The following is a 20,391-nucleotide window of genomic DNA, read 5'->3' on the forward strand; positions in this document are numbered from 1 at the left end:
CGCTGATGCGTCGTCAGCACCTCAGAACGTCAGGACGAAACGCCCGCGTGCACCGCCGGCTTCCAGACGGCGGTGCGCCTCGGCAGTTTCCTCGGCGGGGAACACCCCCGCGATGCGAGGAACGAGATCCCCGTCCTCGACGGCCTGTCGAAGTGCATCGAGCTTTGCGTATGACCGGTATTCCAGACCCACCGATGCCGCTTCGAACCGGATGCGCCGCTCAGGGTTCCCCGTCCACCCACGCACAGAGATGAACGCGCCACCATCACGGACAGCGGGCACGATCTTCTCATGGAGCAGGGCGGTGTCTGCCACGGCGTCGACACCGTCCGGGTAGAGCTCGCGCACACGGTCCGCGAAGTCGTCGCCGCGCTCGACGACGTGATCGGCGCCAAGGGAACTGACCCGTTCACGGTCCTTTGCCGCCGCGTCAGCGATCACCGTGAGGTTCTGCGCCTTGGCGAGCTGGACGACGTAGCCGCCGAGCGTACCCGCGGCGCCGGTCACGGCGATCAGCTGCCCCGGTTCCAGTCCCGCTCGCTCCAGAATCTGCATCGCGGTCAGGCCGTTCATGGGCACCGTGGCGGCTTGCTCCAGGCTGAATCCCTCGGGAATCAGTGACATCGAGACATCGGGTCCCACCAGATACTCCGCATAGGCTCCGCCATGCGCAGAGAGCGGCAATGCGATCGCCATGACTTTGTCGCCGACCCGCCAACTACTGCTCTCGCCGACTTCGTCGATCACTCCCGCGGCGTCCATACCCGGGATGTAGGGGCCGGACGCGGCGGAGGTATCGGACTCACCGCTGCGCAAGATCAGATCGGTAGGGCTGACGGCGAACGCACGCACACGAATGCGCGCCTCCCCTTCTCCGGGATGAGGCTCGGGGAGATCGAGGATACCGAGGACCTCGGGACCGCCGAACTCGGTTACTCCGACAACTCTCATGTGAGCTCCGAGACTGGGGTGGTGGGCGACGCGCGATCAGTGGTCGCACGTTCGTTGAGCGGTGTGATGCCCCGCGTGGCCAGCCAACGCTGTCCCCAGGTATTCAGGCTCCGCAGCAGGGGTGCGAGCTCTCGCGCTTCCCCCGTGAGGCTGTGCTCCACCTTGGGAGGCACTACGGGGTGGACAGTGCGCTCCACGAGTCCGTTCTCCTCGAGTTCGCGCAGTTGCTTCGTGAGCAGCCTGGCCGTGACGCCCGGCATCTGACGGTGCAACTGGTTGAAGCGCATCGTGCCATCGAGGAGGTGGAAGAGCACCGCTCCTTTCCACTTGCCACCAATGATCGAGACACTCGCCTCCATCGCGCACCCCGGCAGGTCATCGGACAAACGGGTTCGGGGCATCAGCCCATTCCGCCTCGAGATCGGTGACCTGGACTGCGACCGTGTCGAGGAGCGGCGCAGCCGGAACCGCCGGCTGCGAGCGCTGCCACACGGAGCCGTAGCGGGTGTACTGCGCGGGCGGCTGAATCGCCTGGTTCAGATCATCGGCGGCGGTACGCACCCAGAATGGATCCTTCAGCATCTCCCGCCCGACAAGGACGAGGTCGGCACGGCCGTTGCGCAGGATCTCCTCCGCCTGCCGCCCCGTCTCGATCTGACCGACGGCACCGGTAGCAATTCCCACCTCGCGGCGGATGAGCTCTGCAGCGGGCACTTGAAAATTAGGAAAGGTGGACAGCACTGCGGGCACGACACCGCCCGAGGACGCGTCGATGAGATCGACACCCTGCTCCTTCATCCATCGACCGAAGATCACGTAGTCCTCGGGGGTGCTACCTCCGTCGACGTAGTCCGTCGAGGAGATCCGCACGAAGAGCGGCCCGCTCCACTGCGCGCGGACAGCGTCGATGACCTCGCCCAGGGCGCGATAACGCCCCGCGTGGTCCCCGCCGTACTCGTCTGTGCGCTTATTGGAGAGGGGCGAGAGGAACGAATTCAGCAGGAAGCCGTGCGCGGCGTGGATCTCGATCACGTCGAACCCCGCCTCGATAGCGCGTCGCGTCGCCTCAGCGAAGGCCCCCACGACCTCTTTGATGCCCTCGATGGTCAGCGCCTCCGGCACGCGAGCATCCTCCGAACGAGCGATCGCGGACGGAGCGACCATCCGGAGCTCGGGTGATCCGACCTGGCGCCCGGCGTGGCCAATCTGCGCTCCGGCACGCCCACCGAAAGATTGGATCGCATCGACCACACGGCGAAGTCCGGGGATATGCGCGTCGTCCCAGATCCCGATGTCGCCGGGACCGATGATCCCGTGGGGAACGACAGCCGCCGTCTCCAGCATGACCAAGCCTGCGCCGCCGAGGGAGCGCGAGCCGTAGTGGACGACGTGGAAGTCATTCACGAATCCCGACGCGGAGGCGGAGTGCATGCACATAGGCGACATGGCGACGCGATTACGGAAAACAGTTTCGCGGATCGAGAAGGGTGCCAAAAGCATTGCGGACAAATTCACTCCTATCTTTCGTGAGCAATGCGCTCACAATGTCAACGCTAGACGGAAGGACAATTCCGCAACAGTACGGTCATTTACTGTAGGTACTACCCTTTTGTGTACGGTGTCATTTCCGCGCTGCCCACGGATCCACAGGCAACGTTGAACGCCCCACCGCGATCTCGCGAGTGGGGCGTTCAGAATGTCATCGTTCAGTCGACCGGAATCCCGCGTTCGAAGATCTCGGCCCCGGGGATGTGCGGCACCCAGGGCTGCGCCGACCGGTGCCACAGCTCCGAGGTCGGCTGAAGCCAGGAAGTGTCATTCAACGTTCCTGCCTTCACGAAGACCAGGCCCGGCATCGCATCGATCCTGCTGATCAAAGGCGAGCCGCAGTTGCCGCAGAAGGAACGGTTTGTGTTGCTCTTGTGGTCCTCGCCATGGGTGATGAACGTCTTCAGCGAGTCGCCTTCGATCGAGAGCGCGTCGTCGTCGATGCCGATCACGAGCGACACGGCGGCCCCGGTCTGGCGCTGGCAATCCGTGCAGTGACAGACGGCCGTGAACTGAACTTCGGTGTCTGCGGAGTACTGCACGTTTCCGCAGAGGCAGTGCCCTTCGAGTTTCACTAGTGATCTCCTTTGATACGTGGGCGTTTCGCCCGGCAATACAATACTACGGTACTACGGTCATCAAGTAGTAGGATGTGTTTGAGATTCACGACGAGGGGAGAGCAACGTGTCGATGCTTCAGCGGGAGGCCGCGCCGTTGCGGTCGCAACTCGTCGCACGGTTGCGTGAGGACATCATCGAGGGGCAGTACGCCGCCGGCGATCGGCTTATAGAGAAGAACCTGGAAGCCACTTACGGGGTCAGCCGCACGGTGGTTCGCGAGGCGCTCCGTCAGCTCGAGTCCGAGCAACTCGTTGAGATCGTGCCCAACATCGGCCCGAAGGTTCGCGGCTTGACATACGACGATGTCGTGCATCTCTATCAGGTGCGGGCGGCACTGGAGTCCGCAGCGTGTCGCCTGGCCGCCGAATCGTCATCGGTCGACGCGGCGCGCGGCGTCCGGCAGGCGTATGAACATCTGCGCGAGCACGCGGCGGCCGTGTCGGTCGCCGACCTCATCGTCGAGAAGAACAAGTTCTACGACGCGCTGATCCAGGCGAGCGGCAACCCGATCATCGGCGAGATGCTCACGAATGTGCAGGCCCGCATCGCGCAGCTTCGCTTCATCACACTGGGAACTCCCGATCGGACCCCGCACATGCTCGATGAGATCCGCAAGATCGTCGAGGCTATCGAGGACTCGGATCCAGATACTGCTGCTATGGCATCGATCGCGCATGTCGAGAGTGCCGCCGAGATCGCAAAGCAGCACGTCGCCCATCTTCGGCTTACCCCGTCGGCTGAGAGCTGATGTGCGCCGCTCACAGTTTGTGAGCGGCGCACATCATTCAGTTCAACGGATTCAGTTGTCGTACTGGTGGTACACCTTCGCGATGACCTTCCACTCGCCGTCCTGCTTGAGGAGGGTGTGGAAGTCCGTGTAGTCGGCGCCGATCGCATCGGATTCCATGTCCACGCGGACAACAGCTGTGGTCGGTGTGATACCGATGACGTCGAGTCGCGTGGCGATCTCGGGAGCATCGCCGTTCTCGTCGACGAAGCTGTAGAGGTTCCGGATGGTGCCGCCGAGAAGCTGTCCGTTCGTGAACCCGTACATGACAGCGTCCTCGTGGAACGCGCGAGCGACGTCGTCGGCCTTGCCGATACGGAGGCCGTCGACGTACTTCTGCACGGTGGCGACGACGGCGTCGTAGTCGGATGTGGGAACGACCTTGATGTTGGGCATCGTGTTCTGTCTTTCTGATTCGTGGGGTGGTTGTGGTTCTAGGTGGTCTGCGTCACCAGGACGAGCTTCCGCCGTCGACCGTGAGGACGGACCCGGTTGCAAAGCTCGAGCGCATCGACGCGAGCCAGGCGATCGCCTCTGCGATCTCGCTCGGCTCCCCCATTCGGTTCATGGGGGAACGCTGGTTGAATTCGGTGCGTGTCGCGACCGGGTCTGCGGCCGCCTCGATCACGCCATCGATGAGCGGAGACGAGACGGTCCCGGGCGCGACGGCGTTGACACGGACATTGTCGGGAGCATGATCGATCGCCATCGCCCGGGTCAGCGCGCTGATCGCGCCCTTGGAAGCGACATACGCCGCGCGGTCGGGGATGCCGACGAGCGCGGTATAAGAAGTGGTGTTCACGATGCGGCCACGACCGGACGCGATCAGATGAGGCATGGCGTACTTCGAGCACAGGAACACACCCTTGAGGTTCACCGACATCAGCCGGTCCCAGGCGGCCTCGTCGGTCGTCGCGACAGTCCCTCTGAGCCCGAAGCCTGCGTTGTTGCACAGCACGTCGATACCGCCGAACAGCGCGACAGTCTTCTCGATCAGGGATCCGACCGAGCTGTGATCGGATACGTCGACGGCGGCCGCCATCGCGCCGTCCCCGAGCTGATCAGCGACCGCAGCGGCTGCCGCGCCGTTGATGTCCGCGATGACCACGCGCGCGCCACGCGCGTGCATCAGCTCGGCCGCAGCTCGCCCGATGCCACTCGCGGCTCCCGTGACGATCACGACATCGCCCGCGAACTCGCTCACTGGTCACCACCTGCCATTGATGACGCGAAGCGGACGATCTGACGGATCTCGAGGCCGTCCTGGAGACGGTCCATGGCGATGTTGAGATCCTCGAGCCTCGTCGATCCCGTGATCAGGCGCTCCACTGGGAGTCTTCCCTCGAGGTACATCTCCGAGTAGAGCTGGATATCCACCGAAGGAACGCCGGAACCCATATAGGACCCGATGAGCGAACGGGCGTCGGTGACCAGCGCCAACGCGTCCACGGTGAGCGTCGAACCGGGCCGCGACAGGCCCACTGTGACGGTCTTCCCTCCGACCCCCGTCAGCGAGACGGCGGACGCGAGAGCCGCGGGATGGCCGACGCACTCGATGACGACGTCAAAGCTCTTGCCCGCTTTGATGGCGTCATCGGGGAGGAGCGCGTCGTCCGCGACGATGTCGGTCGCGGCTGCGAGCTTGGCGGGATTCGTATCGATCGCCGTCACGTGCGCGCCGACGGCATGCGCGACGAGCGCAGCGGCGAGGCCGACGCCTCCCATGCCGACGATCGCCACAGACTGTCCGGCACGCACTTGCGCCGCGTTGATGACGGCACCGCCACCGGTGAGCACGGCGCACCCGAGCAGCGCCCCCACGTCCGACGGGATTGCGTCAGGGAGGACGACGACGGAGTGCTGATCGACCACGGCATACTCGGCGAAGGCGGAGACTCCTCCGTGGTGATCGATCGGAGCACCATCGAGAGTGATCCTCCTTCCACCGGTCAGCATCTCCCCTGACGCGTTCGCTGCGAGTCCGCGTTCGCAGAGTCGCCACCCGGATGCCAGGCACGACGCGCACTCACCACACCGCGGCATGAAGGTCATGGTGACCTTGTCCCCGACCGAGATCCGCGTCACATCGGGGCCTACTTGTTCCACGATCCCGCAGCCCTCATGGCCGAGGGCCATGGGCACATGGCACTCGCGCACACCGGATACCCTCGACAAGTCCGAATGACAGACGCCCGCAGCTTCCATCCGCACCAACACTTCGCCGGTGCGCGGAGCTTCGAGGTCGACCTCCCGGATCTCTATCGGGCGCGTCTGCTCCCATGGTCTTTCCGACCCGATGACGCCGAGCACGGCCGCCTTTGCCCTCACAGATGCACCTCCGCCTTCCTGACGTGTCTACTTCTTGCGAACGACGACGGTCTTGTTGTTCGTGTGGGAGGCGAGGCCCTCGTCGCCGTGCTCAACACTCAGCCCGGACTGCTTGTGGCCGCCGAACGGCGCGTTCAACGGGTGGCTCTGGCCCTCATTGACCCAGACGTTGCCCGAGTCGATGCGGTCGGCGACGTCAAGTGCGCGATCGAGGTCGCCCCCCCAGACCGTCGCCCCCAGTCCGAAGACCGAGGCGTTGGCGCGAGCGATCGCGTCGTCGACGTCGTCGTAGGCGATGATCGGGACGATCGGGCCGAACTGCTCCTCCTGGACGATTCGGCTGTTCTCTGGCGGGTTGTCGACCACCGTGATCGGCACGAAGTTCCCGTCGCGGCTGTCGTCGACCGAGCCGCCCAGCGGCACACGGTAGCCGTTCGCCTTGGTGTCCTCGAGGAGCTCGCGGATCTTCTCGTACTGCATGCGGTTGTTGATGGGGCCGAGATCGCTGGCAGGGTCCATACCGTCGCCAACGACCTGCGTCTTGGCGTAGTCCACGAATGCGGCCACGAAGTCGTCGTGGAACGAACGGTGCACGTAGATGCGCTTCGCGGCGATGCACCACTGTCCGGAATTGCCGAGGGAGGCCGCGAACACCTTCGGGACGGCGGCCTTCCAATCCGCATCCGGGAGCAGGATCGCCGGATCGTTGCCGCCCATCTCCAGCGTTACCCGCTTGATGGTTCCGGCGGCGGACGCCATGATCTTCGACCCCGTCGCGGTGGAACCGGTGAAGGTGATCATGTCAACATCGGGCGACTCGGTCAGCACGGGACCGAGTTCGTTTCCACCCGTCACGATGTTCAGGACACCAGGCGGAAGGACCTGTGCCGCGATCTCACCGATGCGCAGAGCGCACAACGGAGTGTAAGGCGACGGCTTCAGCACGACCGTATTGCCCGTGATCATGGCCGGCACGGACTTCCACAGCACGTGAAGATAGGGGTAGTTCCACGGGATGATCGCGCCAACGACGCCCAGTGGCGACCGCCGGAGCTCGACACGGCGCTCGTCATCTTCCTCTAGGATCGTCGTCTCCAGCCGCGATGCCGCGGTCTTGGGGATCCAGGGGTTCGCGAGGTTGACTTCGAAGGTCGCCTGGTTGTGTCGCGGCTTGCCCTGCTCCAAGGACAGGAGGGTGATGAACTCCTCCCTATTCGCTTCCAGCGCATCGTAAAGCGCGACCATGTAGGCCTCGCGCTCGGCAGCGCTGAGCGACGCCCATCCGGGGAAGGCGCGCTTTGCTGCGGAGATCGCGCGGTTCATGTCTGCTTCGCTGCCGCTCGGAGCATCGGCGAACGGCTTGTTCGTCGCGGGATTCAAGACCTCGAAGGTGGTGGCAGCGGGAACGATCTCGCCGTCGATGAGCATCCCATAGGGGGCGTCGAAGTCGAGCCGCTCACGTGTGGCGACGGGGGAAACGTCCATGTCCTACTCCTGTCGTACATCGACGACAGCGCCGCCGTCATGGGCTGCACCGGTTTCGTCGAATTTGTCTAATACCATAATACGATAATCCGGCCCGCTCGCAACCGGATGCGCTGCTACTCGGCTTTCAGCACGAGTTTCCTCGGACTGCTCGGCGTTCCACACGACGACAGGCGCACTAGTAACCGGTGATTCCTACACGAGTCAACGCGGGTTGTCGGCACCGACATCGAGGAGATCGACCATCTTGCGTACTACGGTAATATCATCCTACGATCATATCAACTGGTAATCGTAGTTCCGACCAAAGGACCCGCAATGGCGCGACCCACAGATGCCCCACCATCGCCTCTCAAGGTCGCTGGGGCGAGCTTCATCGGCACCACTATCGAGTGGTACGACTACTACATCTTCGGCACCGCCTCGGTGCTGATCTTCAACACACAGTTCTTCCCGAACCTCGATCCGCTGGCGGGGACGCTCGCCGCTTTCGCGACGTTCGCCATCGCCTTCATCGCCCGCCCCTTCGGCGGCGCGTTCTTCGGCCACTTCGGTGACCGAATCGGACGCAAGAAGATGCTCGTGTTGTCCGTTCTCTGCATGGGACTCGGAACCCTGGTCGTCGGTTTCCTACCCACCTACGCGCAGATCGGCATCTGGGCGCCGCTCCTTCTGGTGATCAGCCGCTTCCTTCAAGGATTCGCGGTGGGCGGAGAATGGGGCGGCGCAGTCCTGATGTCGCTCGAGCATGCTCCCGCGAACAAGCGCGCCTTCTACGCAAGCTTCCCCCAGGCCGGTGTTCCCGCCGGGACCGTTCTGTCCGCTGGCTCCTTCGCCCTCGTCACCCTGATGCCCGACGACGCGTTTGATGCATGGGGCTGGCGTATCCCGTTCCTCGCATCGGTCATCCTCGTCGCGATTGGCCTGTACATCCGCCTGAAGGTGACGGAGTCCCCCGAATTCCTCGCGGTGAAGGAGTCCAACCAGACTCCGAAGGTTCCAGTGTGGGACGTCCTGAAGTTCCACAAATGGGCCCTCATCGTCGGCATGATGTGCGGCTTCGCACCGAACATCATCTTCTACATCGCCACGGTGTTCATGGTGAAGTACGGGCCGACCGACCTGGGAATCGACTCCAGCGTGATCTTCGTCGCCATGATGATCGCCGCGTCTATCCAGGTCGTGTCGATGCCCTACATCGCTACCTTTGCCGACCGGACGTCTAAGCGGAAGCTCCTTCTCATCGGCTGCGTCATCGTCGCACTGGGAGCCTTCCCGGTGTTCTGGCTGTTCAACATCGGTACGTTCTGGAGCATCCTCGCCGCACTCCTGATCGCGCTGCCGATCATGCACGCCGTCTCCTACGGGGCGATCTCCGGCTTCACCGCCGAGCTCTTCCCCGCCCGCGTCCGCTACACGGGTACTTCGCTCGCCTACCAGCTCGGCGGCGTTATCACCTCCGCCCCGGTGCCCATCATCGCCGCACTGCTACTGGCGGAGACCGGTACCTTCGCGTCGGTCGCTCTCTACATGATCGTCGCGGCCGGTCTCGGCTTCGTGTTCATCTTCTTCTCCCCGAAGGGACATCAGGCAATCGCCACCCACGACACCGCCCGAGTGGACGAGTTCGCCCAGTAAGCCAACATGGATCACACACCGTCCGGGCGCGGAGCAACATCCCCGCCCGGCACCCTGGAAGGACACCGCCCATGCTCCAGCGAGAACATGCTCCTCTCCGCGCCCAGCTCTTGACCGGCTCCGCGAGAACATCATCGCCGGGCGTTACCGGGCGGGAGACCGCCTGATCGAGAAGAACCTCGAATCCGAGTACGGCGTCAGCCGCACGGTTATCCGCGAAGCACTGCGTCAGTTGGAGAGCGAGAAGTTGGTCGAGATAGTTCCCAACGTGGGCCCAAGGGCCCGCGGCCTGAGCTACGGCGATGTCGTCAACCTCTATCAGGAGCGGCCGGCACTTGAGTCCGCGGCATCACGTCTTGCCGCGCAGCGCGCCTCCATCTCTCAGTTGAAAGCACTCCGCACAGGCTTCGACCACCCCACCCAACGCGCTACCGAGGTCGACGTCGCCGATCTGATCAGCGAGGAGAACGCCTTCTACGACGCACCCATCGAGTCGAGCGGTAACCCGATCATCTGCGAGATGCGCGCCAGTGCGCAGGCGCGCATCGCCCAGCTACTTTTCACCACCCTCGCGGCCCCTGACCGCGTTCCGCACATGCTTGCCGAGCTGAGGAGGGTGGTCGGGGCCATCGAAGCCGCCGACCCCACCGCGGCTGACGGCGCCTCGCTGTCGCACGTGGATTCCGCGGTGCAGCTCGCTCTGCGCCTCATCGCCCACCTGCGCTCCACGGAAGGAAACCTGACATGACCATCCTCTTCATCGGACTCGGAGCGATGGGCGAGCCCATGGCACGCAACCTCGCACGCACGGCCGACGTCCTCCTCTATGACGTCAATGTGGAAGCAGCCACGCGCCTTGCGCAAGACATCGGAGTGTCCGCAATCGATTCCCTGGACGTGCTGCCGGATAGCGTCGACACAGTCGTCCTGATGGTGCCGAACTCTCGCATCGTCGAATCACTCCTGGTCGAGGATACGAAGCTTCTGAACAAGCTCCCCGCAGGATCGCTGATCATCGACATGAGCTCTTCTGAACCCGGCAGCACGGCAGAACTCGCGAAGCGGGCATCCAGGCGATCCATGGCCTACATCGACGCTCCCGTGTCCGGAGGTGTCGCCAAAGCCAAGACCGGCGAACTCGCCGTTATGGTCGGCGCGACACCAGAGGCCCTGCGACGCGCACGTCCGATCCTGGACGCCGTCGCCGGCAGCGTCCATCACGTCGGAGGACCAGGGGCCGGCGACGCCGCCAAAGCCCTCAACAACCTGCTCTCTGCGACCAACATCGCGGCTGCAGCCGAGATCTTGACGGCAGCCGCCCGATTCGGCATTGCTCCCGAAACGATGCTCGGCGTCATCAACGCATCCACCGGTCGCAGCCAGGCGACCGAGGTCAAGTACCCCGCGTTCGTGCTGAGTGGCAGCTTTGCCTCCGGATTCGGAATGGACCTCATGCTCAAGGACCTCGCAATCGCGAAGTCACTCACTAGCGGAGCGGGTCTCGACACTCCCGTGACCGATGCTGCGGGCGTTATCGCGAATGCCGCCCGCGAGTTCGCAGGATCCCCGCCCGACCACACCGAGATCGTCCGTTACTACGAGAACGCGAACGACGTCCTCGTCCGCGCCTGATACGACCCACACATAAGGAGCCACCATGAACGCTGCCGCCCAGACCTATATCGACGACATGGCGACCAAGCGAGGCTACGTCCTCGATTACCACAAGGTGATGGCCGCTGCAGACTTCCCCGTCCTGCAGGCCGCGAACCACGTCGTCAGCGCTGCTTACCTCGACCAGCGCCGACTGGACCGCACCACGAAAGAGCTGCTCTTCATCCTCAGCCTCACCGTGATGCGTGCCCCCAAGCCGCAGCTCAAGAGCCACATCCAGGTCGCCCTCGATCTCGGACTCTCCGCCGAGGAGATCCTCGAGGCAATCGAGATTGCGCTTCCCGAGGCCGGAATCGTCGCATTCCAGTGGGGTGTCGAAGCATGGCAGGAAGTCATCGGTATCGATGTCCTCGAGCCCACAGTCGCCGTCCACAGCGGTAAGAACGGCTGAACACCGATGGACACGCCGCACATGAGCGGTGACACCTACCGCGTCTATACGCTTCGGCACGGAACACGTGAGACTACGCGCGCTCACGTGTTCCTCGACTACGCCTCTTACGGCGAGCCGGACGGTCCTCACACGGTCGACTATTACTTCTGGGTGCTGCAGAGCGCGCAGCGACTGATCGTGGTCGACACGGGGTTTGACGCAGACGTCGCCCGTCACCGAGCCCGGGTCGTTCTTCACGACCCCATTGACATGCTCCACACCACGCTCGGCGTGCGCGCGGAGGATGTGGACACGGTGATCGTTACCCACTGCCATTACGACCACATCGGAAACCTCTCGAGGTTCCCGAACGCGCACGTCTACGTCGCGGAAGCGGAGCTCGAATTCGCGACTAGCGGTGCGTTGGACAAGCCGCTGGTCGGGCACTTCACCGAACCCACCGAGGTGAATCGGCTCATCGTGCTTCGCCACGAAGGGAAGCTGAGCGCGATAAGCGAGGACGCTGTCATCGCGCCTGGAGTTCGGGTGTTGCCGGTCGGCGGCCACACGCCCGGCCAGCTAATGGTGGAGGTCGATACATCCGACGGAGCAGTCCTTCTGGCTTCTGACGCGCTGCATTTCTCGGAAGAGCTGGAGCGGGACATGCCATTCATCTCGTCAATGGATCTCCCGGCGACGTATCGGGTGTTCGACCTGATCCGCAGGCGGCTGAATGACGGAGCCACACATGTGGTCCCCGGTCACGATGCGCGAGCGCTGGCAACGATGACATCGGTCACGTCTGACATCGGAGTACTCGGATGAACTCACCCCCTGCTTGTGGCTTGTCGGTGCCCCCGCCTCTGACGCTGCGCCGTTCGGCGGCATAAACACAGCAGGTACGGGCGCGAAGGCGCTGACGTCGTGATCAACGAGTACCTGTCGACCAAGTACATGTCGGTCGACGCCCCGGTCCGTCCCAGGTTCTTTGCCGCTTCTATGCGGGGCGCGGCTCTGGTTGGTGGGCCGCGTAGTCGGTCGGCTCGAACTCGTCGGGGCTGACCATTCCGAGGCTACCGTGGAGCCTGCGGTGGTTGTACCAGTCGACCCAGCCGGCGGTCGCGAACTCGACGTCCGCTATCGTCTCGTACGGGCCGCCGTGGAACCCGGTGGTGCGGATGCATTCGGCTTTGTAGACACCGTTGATCGTCTCCATCAGGGCGTTGTCGTACGCGTCGCCGACGGACCCGGCCGACGGGGCGATCTGCTCCAACGCGAGGTGCTCGGACAGCACCGTGATGGACGGCCTGCTCCCGCGAACCCCTGCCGCTGACTGCCGCGCAACCGTGGCAAGGCGCGGGAAGCGGAATGGACACCCCGCGCCCTCGACGACCTTGAGGTACGCCGAATGCTCATCCTCACAAGCTTCCACCCCCCGGGCAACGGGCGCTCGCTGGCCTCGCATCCACCGGACTGCGACTCGGCGGGCTCGTTGGCCTACGGTCGGAGGATCTCGACGAGCGGCAGGGCTTCGTCACTGTGCGGCGACCGTTCTCACCAGACGGTCACGGGCGGCTTGCTGAGCAGGCGCCCAAGAGCGGCAAGTCCCGACGGGTGCCGATCCTCGTCGAACTGATGCCGTGGCTCGAGGCCGCGCGCGGTCTCGGTCGCGAACACATCTTCACCGGCAAGCTCGGCGGACCGTTCGATAGCACCAACCTCGCGCGTGCGGTGCATTGGCACGCTATACGCGATCAGATCGCGACGTTTGCTGACGGACGCCCGCTCCAGTTCCACGATCTACGGCACACGTTCCTTTCACGGCTCGCCCGACAAGGGATCGCCCCAGCGCACATACCGAAGGTCGCGGGGCACGCATCCATCACGACGACGGAGCGCGATACGCATCTCTCGGGCACCGAGGCAGCACTCGCAGTTCACACGGCGATCAACGCCGCAAATCGTGAGACCACTTTTCAAGGGTCTGAGAGCGCGGCAAACTCGGCGCGGATACGAGAAACCCCCGGAAATCCGGGGGTTTCGATCGGTAGCAGGAGCGGGCTTGAACCTGCGGCCTCACGATCATGAGTCGTGGAGCCGAACCCGCTAGCTCTCGGCGATAACCCGCAGGAGATCCGCTCCGCTTTCGATGATCTCGACGCCCACGCCCAGGCCCTCGGGAAGCGCGGCCTCCATCTCGGCGGTGAAGACACACACCGGGCAGCCGACAGGCATGATCGTCCAGTTCGCCACTCGTGCCGTCGAGACGAGAAGATCCCAAATCTCTTCGCCGCCGCCGGCGACGTGCGTCGCCATCATGCCGCTGTCGCTGAGGCCGTAGATCTCCGCCGAGCCACCCGGGTGCTCTACTCGCTGGGGGTTCTCCGGGGATGGCCTCAGAAACGCGCGCAGCGCCTCAGCCGCCGCAGCGCCGCCTCCCGATCCGGCGTCGCCATTCTCGAAACGCTGGAAGTAGATGTCGAAGCTCACCACATGAGTAGGTGACGCAGATGCCGGCCGTGTCAGATCGCGCACGCGACCGATGGCGCGAAGTGTGAGGCCCGTTTCCGAGGGAGCGAGAACGCGGCGCAGTCGGGCCAGACACGCGAAGACCCCCGGGGGAATCGGGGGTTTCATTCTGTAGCAGGAGCGGGGCTTGAACCCGCGACCTCACGCTACGCACTCAAACCTCGACGCATCTGGAATGCCATGGGTACGACTTGGCTTTTCTATATTGATCAGGGAATATCTCGTTCAGAATGGGCCGGCGACCCTGGCGCGAGCACGATGCCCGACAATCGCAATTGTGATGAGTTCCCACGACTCATCAAGTCCGTCACTGCCAACGGGTGGACGATGCCCACTCGGCCGGCGCGCCCATCGACGTCAATTCCATGCCGCTGTCGGCGGGGAAGGTGCGAAGCACGGAGGGCAGAAGTCGCGTGTTCGCGCCAAGAGTGTTCAGCGCGAGGTGCTGAAGGAGAGTGAGCATCGCGAAGGTGCTGTCTTTCGCGGGCGCGATCGCGTCCAGGGCCGGGTACTGGCCGCGTCGGGGCAGCTTCGGAGTCAGTGAGTAGTACCGGTTGTAGAGACGCGAATGGTGGGCGCAGACGTTGCGGACGACGTTCAGTGCGCGGACCCAAGACTTCAGCTGCGCAGCGTTCAGCCCGAACGCCTGGGCGACGTTGTCGCGGACGCCGAGCGGCGCAAAGCTGTACAGATGCGAGAGCCCTCCCCAGTCGAGAACGTCGACAGCGACCCAGATCGGGACGATGGAGTTGCGCTTCTCGCGATGGTGGACGATGAACTCTTCGCGTGAGTCTCTGACCTGCCGCTCAAGCTTCGCGATCCAGAGTGGATAGTCGGACGCTCGGTCCATCGAGAGCAGCTCGGGCTTGCGGTGGATCATCGGGTCGACCTCGCCGAGATGATACCCGAGCAGCGCGCGAAGGTAAGTTTCGACGTGCTGAAGCGGTCCGAACGCCGCCGCACGCAGGCGATTATCGAACTCCCATATCGCTTCGACCTGCGTCAGCGAGGTGCCGGGGCGAAAACGACCGGTCCGCACCCCGGTCGAGTCCTTGAAACGGAACGGGTACGAGTAGCCGCTGAGCGTGTAGTAACCGACGCGACCCAGGAGCGCGATCGCCGCATCCTCATCGTCGATCAGCATCCCGCGATCCACGAGAAGGGCAACCTGCTCGCGATAGGTCTTGTGCGGCTTCGGCTCCACGAACCCCGTACTCCGGTAGAAGAAAGACCGGCCCTGGACTCCCAAGGGAGCGGAACCGGTCGTGTTACTCACACGCTATCACGCTTGGATCGGTAGCCGGTCCTCCCGCGATCCTTCCGGGCGATCGGTGTCCAAGTATCGCGCGAGGCGCGAATCCGCCGCCTGCGGCCGACGAGATGCATGCCACACTCTGTAGAGCCGACATGGAAGGATCTCGATGCCCCTGCGTGAGCCGGTCCGAACTGAAGCAGTCGAGTATGCGCGCCAGGATCTTCCCGGAGACATCGACTGGCACGTGGACTACTTCGACTTCGTCAGCGACATCGAACTGCGGCGACGGATTGGGCAGGAGTTCTACGCAGCGAGGTACCTCTACAAACTCTGGGAGGGTCTGCGAATCAACGAGCCTTGGGCGATGCAAGCTCAGGTTCAATTGCAGGTTCAGCAGTACGCCTCCATCTATGAAGCCCTGATCCACTATCTGTTATTCACCGAAGCGACGGATAAGCCGGAGGTTCAGAGGCTCTTCGAATACAGGGCGCTCGTCGAGCGACCGCTGTCAGGCCACATCATGGAGAAGATTCGAAATCTCAACGCAGCGGATGCCGCTGACATAGTGGGGGCAGTCCAAGCAACGAAACGCACCCAAGAATCAAAGATCCGCTTCGACAGCAAGGTTGCGGCGGCGGTGGCGCTGGGGATCATCGATGGCGATCTGGGAAATGAGATTGCGGGCTTCTACACGGCACGGAACTACATTCACATCCACGCGGAACTCCGGCAGAGCGATCTCGATTGGCAAGTCTCATTCGCTCGCGACGCATACAGGCGCCTGCAACCCTTCAAGACTCAGGTGACTAACTGGCTAGACCAGAGAGATCGCTGACTCTCACTGGCTGACTCGAACTTGGGACTGTCAGATCGTACGTCGCGCATCCGACGCCCCCATACGATTCATAACTATGGGAGCAGCGGCAGCAGGCGGGTGGTTACCGGAGCATCAGAGTCATGCGTTGTTCACGACCGCGCACGTGAACAACATCGTCGCAAACCTAACCAGCGTGCTCGAGCGCTACCAAAGCGGTGAACCCGTGAAACTCGAAAGGCGGGTCACGGCAACCGAAGAGCACATGGTGCTGGTCGGCATTGCACCACTGCCGCAGGCAGTTAGTCGGCTCTTCGCGGATGCCCTCAACGCGGCGAGAAACGCCATCGAGCACTGTCTTTTCGCCGAAGTAGGGCATCGCCTCGACCGCCCACTCTCCGGGCAAGAGTCGAAGGCGCTCGAAGTGCCGGCGCTCACAAGGCTCGAAGACTTCGAGATGTGGGCGAAGCATAAGCACCGGGCGTCGACCGGCCTTTTCGCGCCGGGTGACGACTTATACGAGCGACTGTTACGCCTCCAGCCGCTTCAGCGTAAGGACAGCGACGCCCACCCGCTTCGAGTCCTGACGGCACACACGAATTACGCCAAGCATCGCGAGCCCTCACTCTCAGTCACGCGAGTGGCGCAGGTGACGCGCGACTCGGACTTGACCCGAAAGCCGATGGACTCGCTCGAGATCATGAAGGTGGGGAAAGTGCTGGCGTCGGTGCCGCTCGGGACTCGTGAGCTCTTCTCGATCTGGCCCGAGGTCGCCGTACAGCGACCGCACACGGGGCAGTGGCTTACGCTGATGAAGGAAGTCGGTGAGACCGTCGACTGGGTGCGCACCATCGCGCTGCCTATCCTCATCATGGGACGTACGGACCTGCCCCGCATCCCTCCTCAACTCAACATCGATGTCGCCTATGACAGCACCGGCGCTGCATGGAGGGCCGCTGGCGAGATGCCCGCCGCCAAGGCCATGCAGAATTCCATCGGCGCGGCGGGGTTACGCGTGAGCATGCTCGACATGCTCGTCCTCACTTATGGAGAGGGGTCACGGGACGCATTTCGCAGGTGGTTCGCTGCGATGGACGACGCGACCATAATGGCTCGTGTCTGGCCTGTGCTCGAAGCAGCTACCCGGCAGAACCAGGGCAGGTACGCGCTCGCGATCGCCGAGTGGGCAGCGGAAGCCGGGGTTGACACCTCAGACGTCGGCTGACCAGCCGCACGTATGCCGGTCGCACAGCGCACAGATAACGACGCGAGCAGTGAGGTCGGTGAAAAAGTTGTCAAACTGAGCCGTTCGGCCTTCGGAGCTCTGCAATGGCTCGCTCTCCATGGGGGATGAGAATGTCGAGCAGGTCGCCGTAGGCGGTCGCATCGAGTATTCCGGGTGGCATCTTGTCTGCGTCGGCAGTCGGCGGGAACTGCGCGCGGAGCGGCAGCGGCGGAACTGTCGGAGAAATGAATGTTCCGTAGGTCGTGAACAGCATGACGATCGCGCCAAAATCGATGTAGCGCTCTCGCACTTCCAGGAAAGCGAACTTTCCACCTTCGGAGAGTCCTTCAAACGCACGCGGCAGAATCGGCTCGACGTAGGACAGGAGGGGGTCAAGTCGCTCCGTCACCCACGGGCGAAGATGGTTCTCGATCCACAGACCCTCAAACTCCGATTGGAACGTGGCCCAATCAACCAGACGCAGGTTCGTCAGGTCGGCTGCGGTCAGCGCGCCACGCTGGAAGTCGCTCGAGGTGATTACGTATCCATAGTTATCGTCCTGTCCTCTGAGGAGATCGAGGCCATCCTCGGGTGTGAACTGCCGATCCAGTCTCAGACACACGGCCTCGGATGGTGGACGACCAATCCGACGGCGACTCAAGCCCGCAGCTGGCTCGCTGCTTCTCGACACCCACGCCCAACTGGAGATGGCTGCGTGGAGTTCATCGCAGCGAGCACCCTGTCGTGGAACGGAGGAGACAAGCACCTCCACATCACGAGGATGGCAGTTGAATACGCCCGCGATCGTCTCAATGACTCCGCACCGCTTGACAAGTGGATGCGCGAGATCACCGACGGCTGGTGGGAACCGCACGTTGTGTACGTGATTCGCTACCGTGAGGCCGCCGTGACCAAAGTCGGGCTCACCCGCGTCAACTCCTCGCGTCTCCGAATGCTGACCCAGATCGGCGGAACGCTGGTTGACACAATGCAAGTGCCGAATCGATGGGTTGCAAGGGTTCGCGAAGGCGAGTGCCTGATCATCGCCGACGAGTTCCGCGTCGAGCCACCCCTCTGGATCGCCCAGGTCGCAGGTGCCACAGAGTTTTGGAGCGATCGCTTCGAGCTGCCGCCACTTCGAGAGGTCTTCGAGGCATCCTGCGGAGCTGATATCGGCGATGACTGGGTCGCTTCAATCCCCCGGACCGGCGCACCCTCACCAAATGGTGCTTAACGCGGATCTCCGTCGGCGCAGTACTTCCGCTACGACCACCGAGGTGAGTCGCGTCGTGGCGACCGTTGGTGGCGAGCGCTCAGCGAAGACGGGCTATCCATGCCTCGTTCATTCCACCAGCGAGCATCAGCCGCTCCGCAAGGGCCACACCCGTCGCCTGATCGTTTCGACGTGCCAGCGGGTCGAGGAGCTGTGCAAGTCGTCGCGGTCTAAGGAGGGTTCCGTGCTGCGCCGCGTGCAGAAGGGCGTCCGATATCAGCGATGGATCTTCCCTCGCTTCCACAAGGTCAGCGATCGTGCGCTCGACCTTCATGGACGGAAGTCCATCGACATAGACGACGTCCACTTCATCAAGTCGTCGTGTGCGTACTCTCACGTCCGAAAGTCGCGTCGTTCGACGGGTCGGCGTGACGAACTCGCTGTGCGCCGGGAACCAATCACCGATCCGATGCAGGGTCGCTGCAGTCTTCTTCGCCGCAATGACCGGCTGCTCAGCGCCACCCAGAGCGAGCCAGTGGACCCGGATCGCATCAATGTGCGGCTCAGCCGTCGGCGCACCGGCCATTCGATACGCGCCCTGCGCCAGCCGCTCAATGGCACCGGCTGCCACGAGGCCCGAAAGCACATTCCGCGATACACCGACCTCGGCCGCCTGCGCCGTCGTGAACTGCCCCAACGCTCAGCAGCGATTGGGCCGAGGCGTGCGATCGTTGCGCCAGCCATACAGCATTTGTACCCTAAATACGGCACGAATGCTGTCGTTGGTTCGAGGACGGCACGAATGCTGTCGTTGGTTCGAGGACGGCCCGAACGTCCGACCGGCAGACTGCGTTCCGCCGACTGCCCGACCTCGGTGGTTACACGATCGGAAGTCCGATCTTTAGCTTGCGCCGCGATAGGACGTCCAGCGCCGTCGTGAGCTGGAGCACGAGAGCATCCACCGTGTATTGAAGGGTTTGCGTGTCGTTGGTGATCTGAATGTTGACCATCCCGTCCTCACGATCGGCGAGTTCCGTTCGCGCCATGAAGCGAACGGTACGGAGCATCGATGGATGGCTCAGGCCGCTGATCATCCGCCACACCATCTCCCCATACCCGCCGGGTAGTCCGGTCGCGAGCGTGGCCTCACGAGTAATCTCGGCAAAGCCGACGGCAAACGCTCCCAACGTGGGATCGGCCACCCCTGCTCGCGCCGCAACCGCCCGGATCTGGTCCACGTACTTCCGCTTCCATGCCTTCTGCGCCTTGCGCTGCCGATCCACGAGATGCAGCATGTCACCGGTCGCCAGGCGCTCCGAAGCACCCGTGAGCGACGCCTCATCGCTGACCTCTCGCCAGAGGTTTCGCAAATGGCGTTCGATCCTCTGTCGGGGATCATCCGGATGCAAGATCCAAAGCGCAGTCGAAGCGGCCTCGAGTCCTGAGCGCGCGACCGGGAAGTGCGCGACATAGGGAATGGTGAGCTCCCCCTCGGGCGGGATCAGAACACCGAGCGCGCGCAGGCAGTCAACCGCATGATGCAGATTGTGGACGACGTGGGAACTGACGCGTGTCCAATGCGTAACAGCGTCGTCGAAGGCCAACTCGCTTCGCGGACCTGCGTTCCCGCGCGCGATTCGATTCCACCGTTCAGCGATCTGCGGCACCAGCGCCAACCTGGCCCGGATGTGCTGCACCGCGGCGAGTTCACTGGGATCATCGATCGGAATCGCGCGGCTCCCGTAGTATCCGTCAGTCACAAGACGAGTCTGCGGGCGACCACCGACATCGAGTACTACTGATTGCGCCGCGACCAGCACAAAACCGGCACAAAGCTGATGCGGCACGACCCTCGAACGCGCCCGGATACGACAAAACCCCCGGAAATCCGGGGGTTGTCGGCGATGGTTGAAAACGAGGCCATAGTGACGGGCGAAAGCGAGGCCACCCA

Annotated in this window: 21 protein-coding genes and 3 pseudogenes; 10 read left to right on the forward strand and 14 right to left on the reverse strand. The window is 63.4% G+C overall.

From position 1 onward, the window contains the following. Positions 1-21: 21 nt before the first annotated feature. From ACTJI8_RS11780 to ACTJI8_RS11795, 4 genes are all read right to left on the reverse strand, one after another. The gene (locus ACTJI8_RS11780) at positions 22-951 is read right to left on the reverse strand and encodes an NADP-dependent oxidoreductase (RefSeq protein ID WP_440733624.1); all 930 of its coding nucleotides are present in this window, start codon (positions 949-951) and stop codon (positions 22-24) included. Beyond that, complete coding sequence (locus tag ACTJI8_RS11785) at positions 948-1,352, reverse strand: winged helix-turn-helix transcriptional regulator (protein WP_440733625.1); 405 nt, start codon at positions 1,350-1,352, stop codon at positions 948-950. Before ACTJI8_RS11785 ends, ACTJI8_RS11780 begins: the two co-directional genes overlap by 4 nt. Then, positions 1,327-2,451, reverse strand: a complete 1,125-nt coding sequence (gene namA, locus ACTJI8_RS11790) for an NADPH dehydrogenase NamA (RefSeq protein ID WP_440733626.1) — start codon at positions 2,449-2,451, stop codon at positions 1,327-1,329. The genes ACTJI8_RS11785 and namA overlap by 26 nt, the downstream gene beginning before the upstream one ends. Before the next feature lie 206 nt (positions 2,452-2,657). After that, complete coding sequence (locus ACTJI8_RS11795; RefSeq protein WP_440733627.1) at positions 2,658-3,074, reverse strand: GFA family protein; 417 nt, start codon at positions 3,072-3,074, stop codon at positions 2,658-2,660. A gap of 115 nt (positions 3,075-3,189) precedes the next feature. On the opposite strand from ACTJI8_RS11795, the gene ACTJI8_RS11800 reads away from it, so the two are divergent. Then, positions 3,190-3,867, forward strand: coding sequence for a GntR family transcriptional regulator (locus ACTJI8_RS11800; protein ID WP_440733653.1), 678 nt, complete (start codon positions 3,190-3,192; stop codon positions 3,865-3,867). A 51-nt stretch (positions 3,868-3,918) separates the two neighbouring features. On the opposite strand, the gene ACTJI8_RS11805 is transcribed toward ACTJI8_RS11800, so the two are convergent. The 4 genes from ACTJI8_RS11805 to ACTJI8_RS11820 are packed head-to-tail and all read right to left on the reverse strand — an operon-like array spanning position 3,919 to position 7,719. Continuing rightward, positions 3,919-4,302, reverse strand: coding sequence for a nuclear transport factor 2 family protein (locus ACTJI8_RS11805; protein WP_440733628.1), 384 nt, complete (start codon positions 4,300-4,302; stop codon positions 3,919-3,921). Positions 4,303-4,354: 52 nt separating this feature from the next. Beyond that, entirely contained in the window at positions 4,355-5,110 is a 756-nt protein-coding gene (locus ACTJI8_RS11810; protein ID WP_440733629.1) for an SDR family oxidoreductase, read from the reverse strand. Further along, a complete protein-coding gene (locus ACTJI8_RS11815) occupies positions 5,107-6,234 on the reverse strand; it encodes an alcohol dehydrogenase catalytic domain-containing protein (RefSeq protein ID WP_440733630.1) in 1,128 nt (375 codons plus the stop codon). The genes ACTJI8_RS11810 and ACTJI8_RS11815 overlap by 4 nt, the downstream gene beginning before the upstream one ends. A gap of 27 nt (positions 6,235-6,261) precedes the next feature. Then, entirely contained in the window at positions 6,262-7,719 is a 1,458-nt protein-coding gene (locus ACTJI8_RS11820; protein ID WP_440733631.1) for an aldehyde dehydrogenase family protein, read from the reverse strand. Positions 7,720-8,037: 318 nt separating this feature from the next. Here ACTJI8_RS11820 and ACTJI8_RS11825 point away from each other — a divergent pair, with 318 nt between their 5' ends. Genes ACTJI8_RS11825 through ACTJI8_RS11845 form a run of 5 tightly spaced genes read left to right on the forward strand, consistent with a single transcriptional unit; the run spans position 8,038 to position 12,229 of the window. Further along, the gene (locus ACTJI8_RS11825) at positions 8,038-9,357 is read left to right on the forward strand and encodes an MFS transporter (RefSeq protein ID WP_440733632.1); all 1,320 of its coding nucleotides are present in this window, start codon (positions 8,038-8,040) and stop codon (positions 9,355-9,357) included. Between the two features lie 10 nt (positions 9,358-9,367). Continuing rightward, complete coding sequence (locus ACTJI8_RS11830) at positions 9,368-10,105, forward strand: GntR family transcriptional regulator (protein ID WP_440733654.1); 738 nt, start codon at positions 9,368-9,370, stop codon at positions 10,103-10,105. Next, positions 10,102-10,989, forward strand: coding sequence for an NAD(P)-dependent oxidoreductase (locus tag ACTJI8_RS11835; protein WP_440733633.1), 888 nt, complete (start codon positions 10,102-10,104; stop codon positions 10,987-10,989). Before ACTJI8_RS11830 ends, ACTJI8_RS11835 begins: the two co-directional genes overlap by 4 nt. 25 nt (positions 10,990-11,014) lie before the next feature. Further along, positions 11,015-11,422 (forward strand): carboxymuconolactone decarboxylase family protein, encoded by a 408-nt coding sequence (locus tag ACTJI8_RS11840; RefSeq protein WP_440733634.1) that lies wholly within the window; start codon positions 11,015-11,017, stop codon positions 11,420-11,422. 21 nt (positions 11,423-11,443) lie between these two features. Then, a complete protein-coding gene (locus tag ACTJI8_RS11845) occupies positions 11,444-12,229 on the forward strand; it encodes an N-acyl homoserine lactonase family protein (protein WP_440733635.1) in 786 nt (261 codons plus the stop codon). A gap of 172 nt (positions 12,230-12,401) precedes the next feature. On the opposite strand, the pseudogene ACTJI8_RS11850 reads toward ACTJI8_RS11845, so the two are convergent. Continuing rightward, positions 12,402-12,737: pseudogene (locus tag ACTJI8_RS11850) on the reverse strand (integrase core domain-containing protein); the annotation flags it as partial. Positions 12,738-12,874: 137 nt separating this feature from the next. Between ACTJI8_RS11850 and ACTJI8_RS11855 the strand changes: the two are divergent. Continuing rightward, positions 12,875-13,492, forward strand: a pseudogene (locus ACTJI8_RS11855) (tyrosine-type recombinase/integrase); the annotation flags it as partial. An 18-nt stretch (positions 13,493-13,510) separates the two neighbouring features. Here the strand turns inward: ACTJI8_RS11855 and ACTJI8_RS11860 are convergent. Further along, positions 13,511-13,894, reverse strand: coding sequence for a hypothetical protein (locus ACTJI8_RS11860; protein WP_440733636.1), 384 nt, complete (start codon positions 13,892-13,894; stop codon positions 13,511-13,513). Positions 13,895-14,240: 346 nt separating this feature from the next. Then, positions 14,241-15,077, reverse strand: a complete 837-nt coding sequence (locus ACTJI8_RS11865; RefSeq protein WP_440733637.1) for an Abi family protein — start codon at positions 15,075-15,077, stop codon at positions 14,241-14,243. Between the two features lie 277 nt (positions 15,078-15,354). Between ACTJI8_RS11865 and ACTJI8_RS11870 the strand changes: the two genes are divergently transcribed. Continuing rightward, positions 15,355-16,023, forward strand: coding sequence for a hypothetical protein (locus ACTJI8_RS11870; protein WP_440733638.1), 669 nt, complete (start codon positions 15,355-15,357; stop codon positions 16,021-16,023). A 145-nt stretch (positions 16,024-16,168) separates the two neighbouring features. Continuing rightward, the gene (locus tag ACTJI8_RS11875) at positions 16,169-17,227 is read left to right on the forward strand and encodes a hypothetical protein (RefSeq protein WP_440733639.1); all 1,059 of its coding nucleotides are present in this window, start codon (positions 16,169-16,171) and stop codon (positions 17,225-17,227) included. A gap of 70 nt (positions 17,228-17,297) precedes the next feature. Here ACTJI8_RS11875 and ACTJI8_RS11880 read toward each other — a convergent pair whose 3' ends face one another. Continuing rightward, positions 17,298-17,849 (reverse strand): hypothetical protein, encoded by a 552-nt coding sequence (locus ACTJI8_RS11880; protein WP_440733640.1) that lies wholly within the window; start codon positions 17,847-17,849, stop codon positions 17,298-17,300. Positions 17,850-17,942: 93 nt separating this feature from the next. On the opposite strand from ACTJI8_RS11880, the gene ACTJI8_RS11885 reads away from it, so the two are divergent. After that, positions 17,943-18,461: a hypothetical protein gene (locus tag ACTJI8_RS11885; protein ID WP_440733641.1), complete on the forward strand. Its 519-nt coding sequence runs from the start codon at positions 17,943-17,945 to the stop codon at positions 18,459-18,461. Positions 18,462-18,540: 79 nt separating this feature from the next. Here the strand turns inward: ACTJI8_RS11885 and ACTJI8_RS11890 are convergent, their stop codons facing one another. Together ACTJI8_RS11890 and ACTJI8_RS11895 are read right to left on the reverse strand one after the other, a co-directional pair. Further along, positions 18,541-19,071: a type IV toxin-antitoxin system AbiEi family antitoxin domain-containing protein gene (locus ACTJI8_RS11890; RefSeq protein ID WP_440733656.1), complete on the reverse strand. Its 531-nt coding sequence runs from the start codon at positions 19,069-19,071 to the stop codon at positions 18,541-18,543. A gap of 247 nt (positions 19,072-19,318) precedes the next feature. After that, positions 19,319-20,391 (reverse strand): annotated as a pseudogene (locus ACTJI8_RS11895) (hypothetical protein); the annotation flags it as partial.

The organism is Microbacterium sp. 22303 (assembly GCF_052045265.1).
GTDB lineage: Bacteria > Actinomycetota > Actinomycetes > Actinomycetales > Microbacteriaceae > Microbacterium.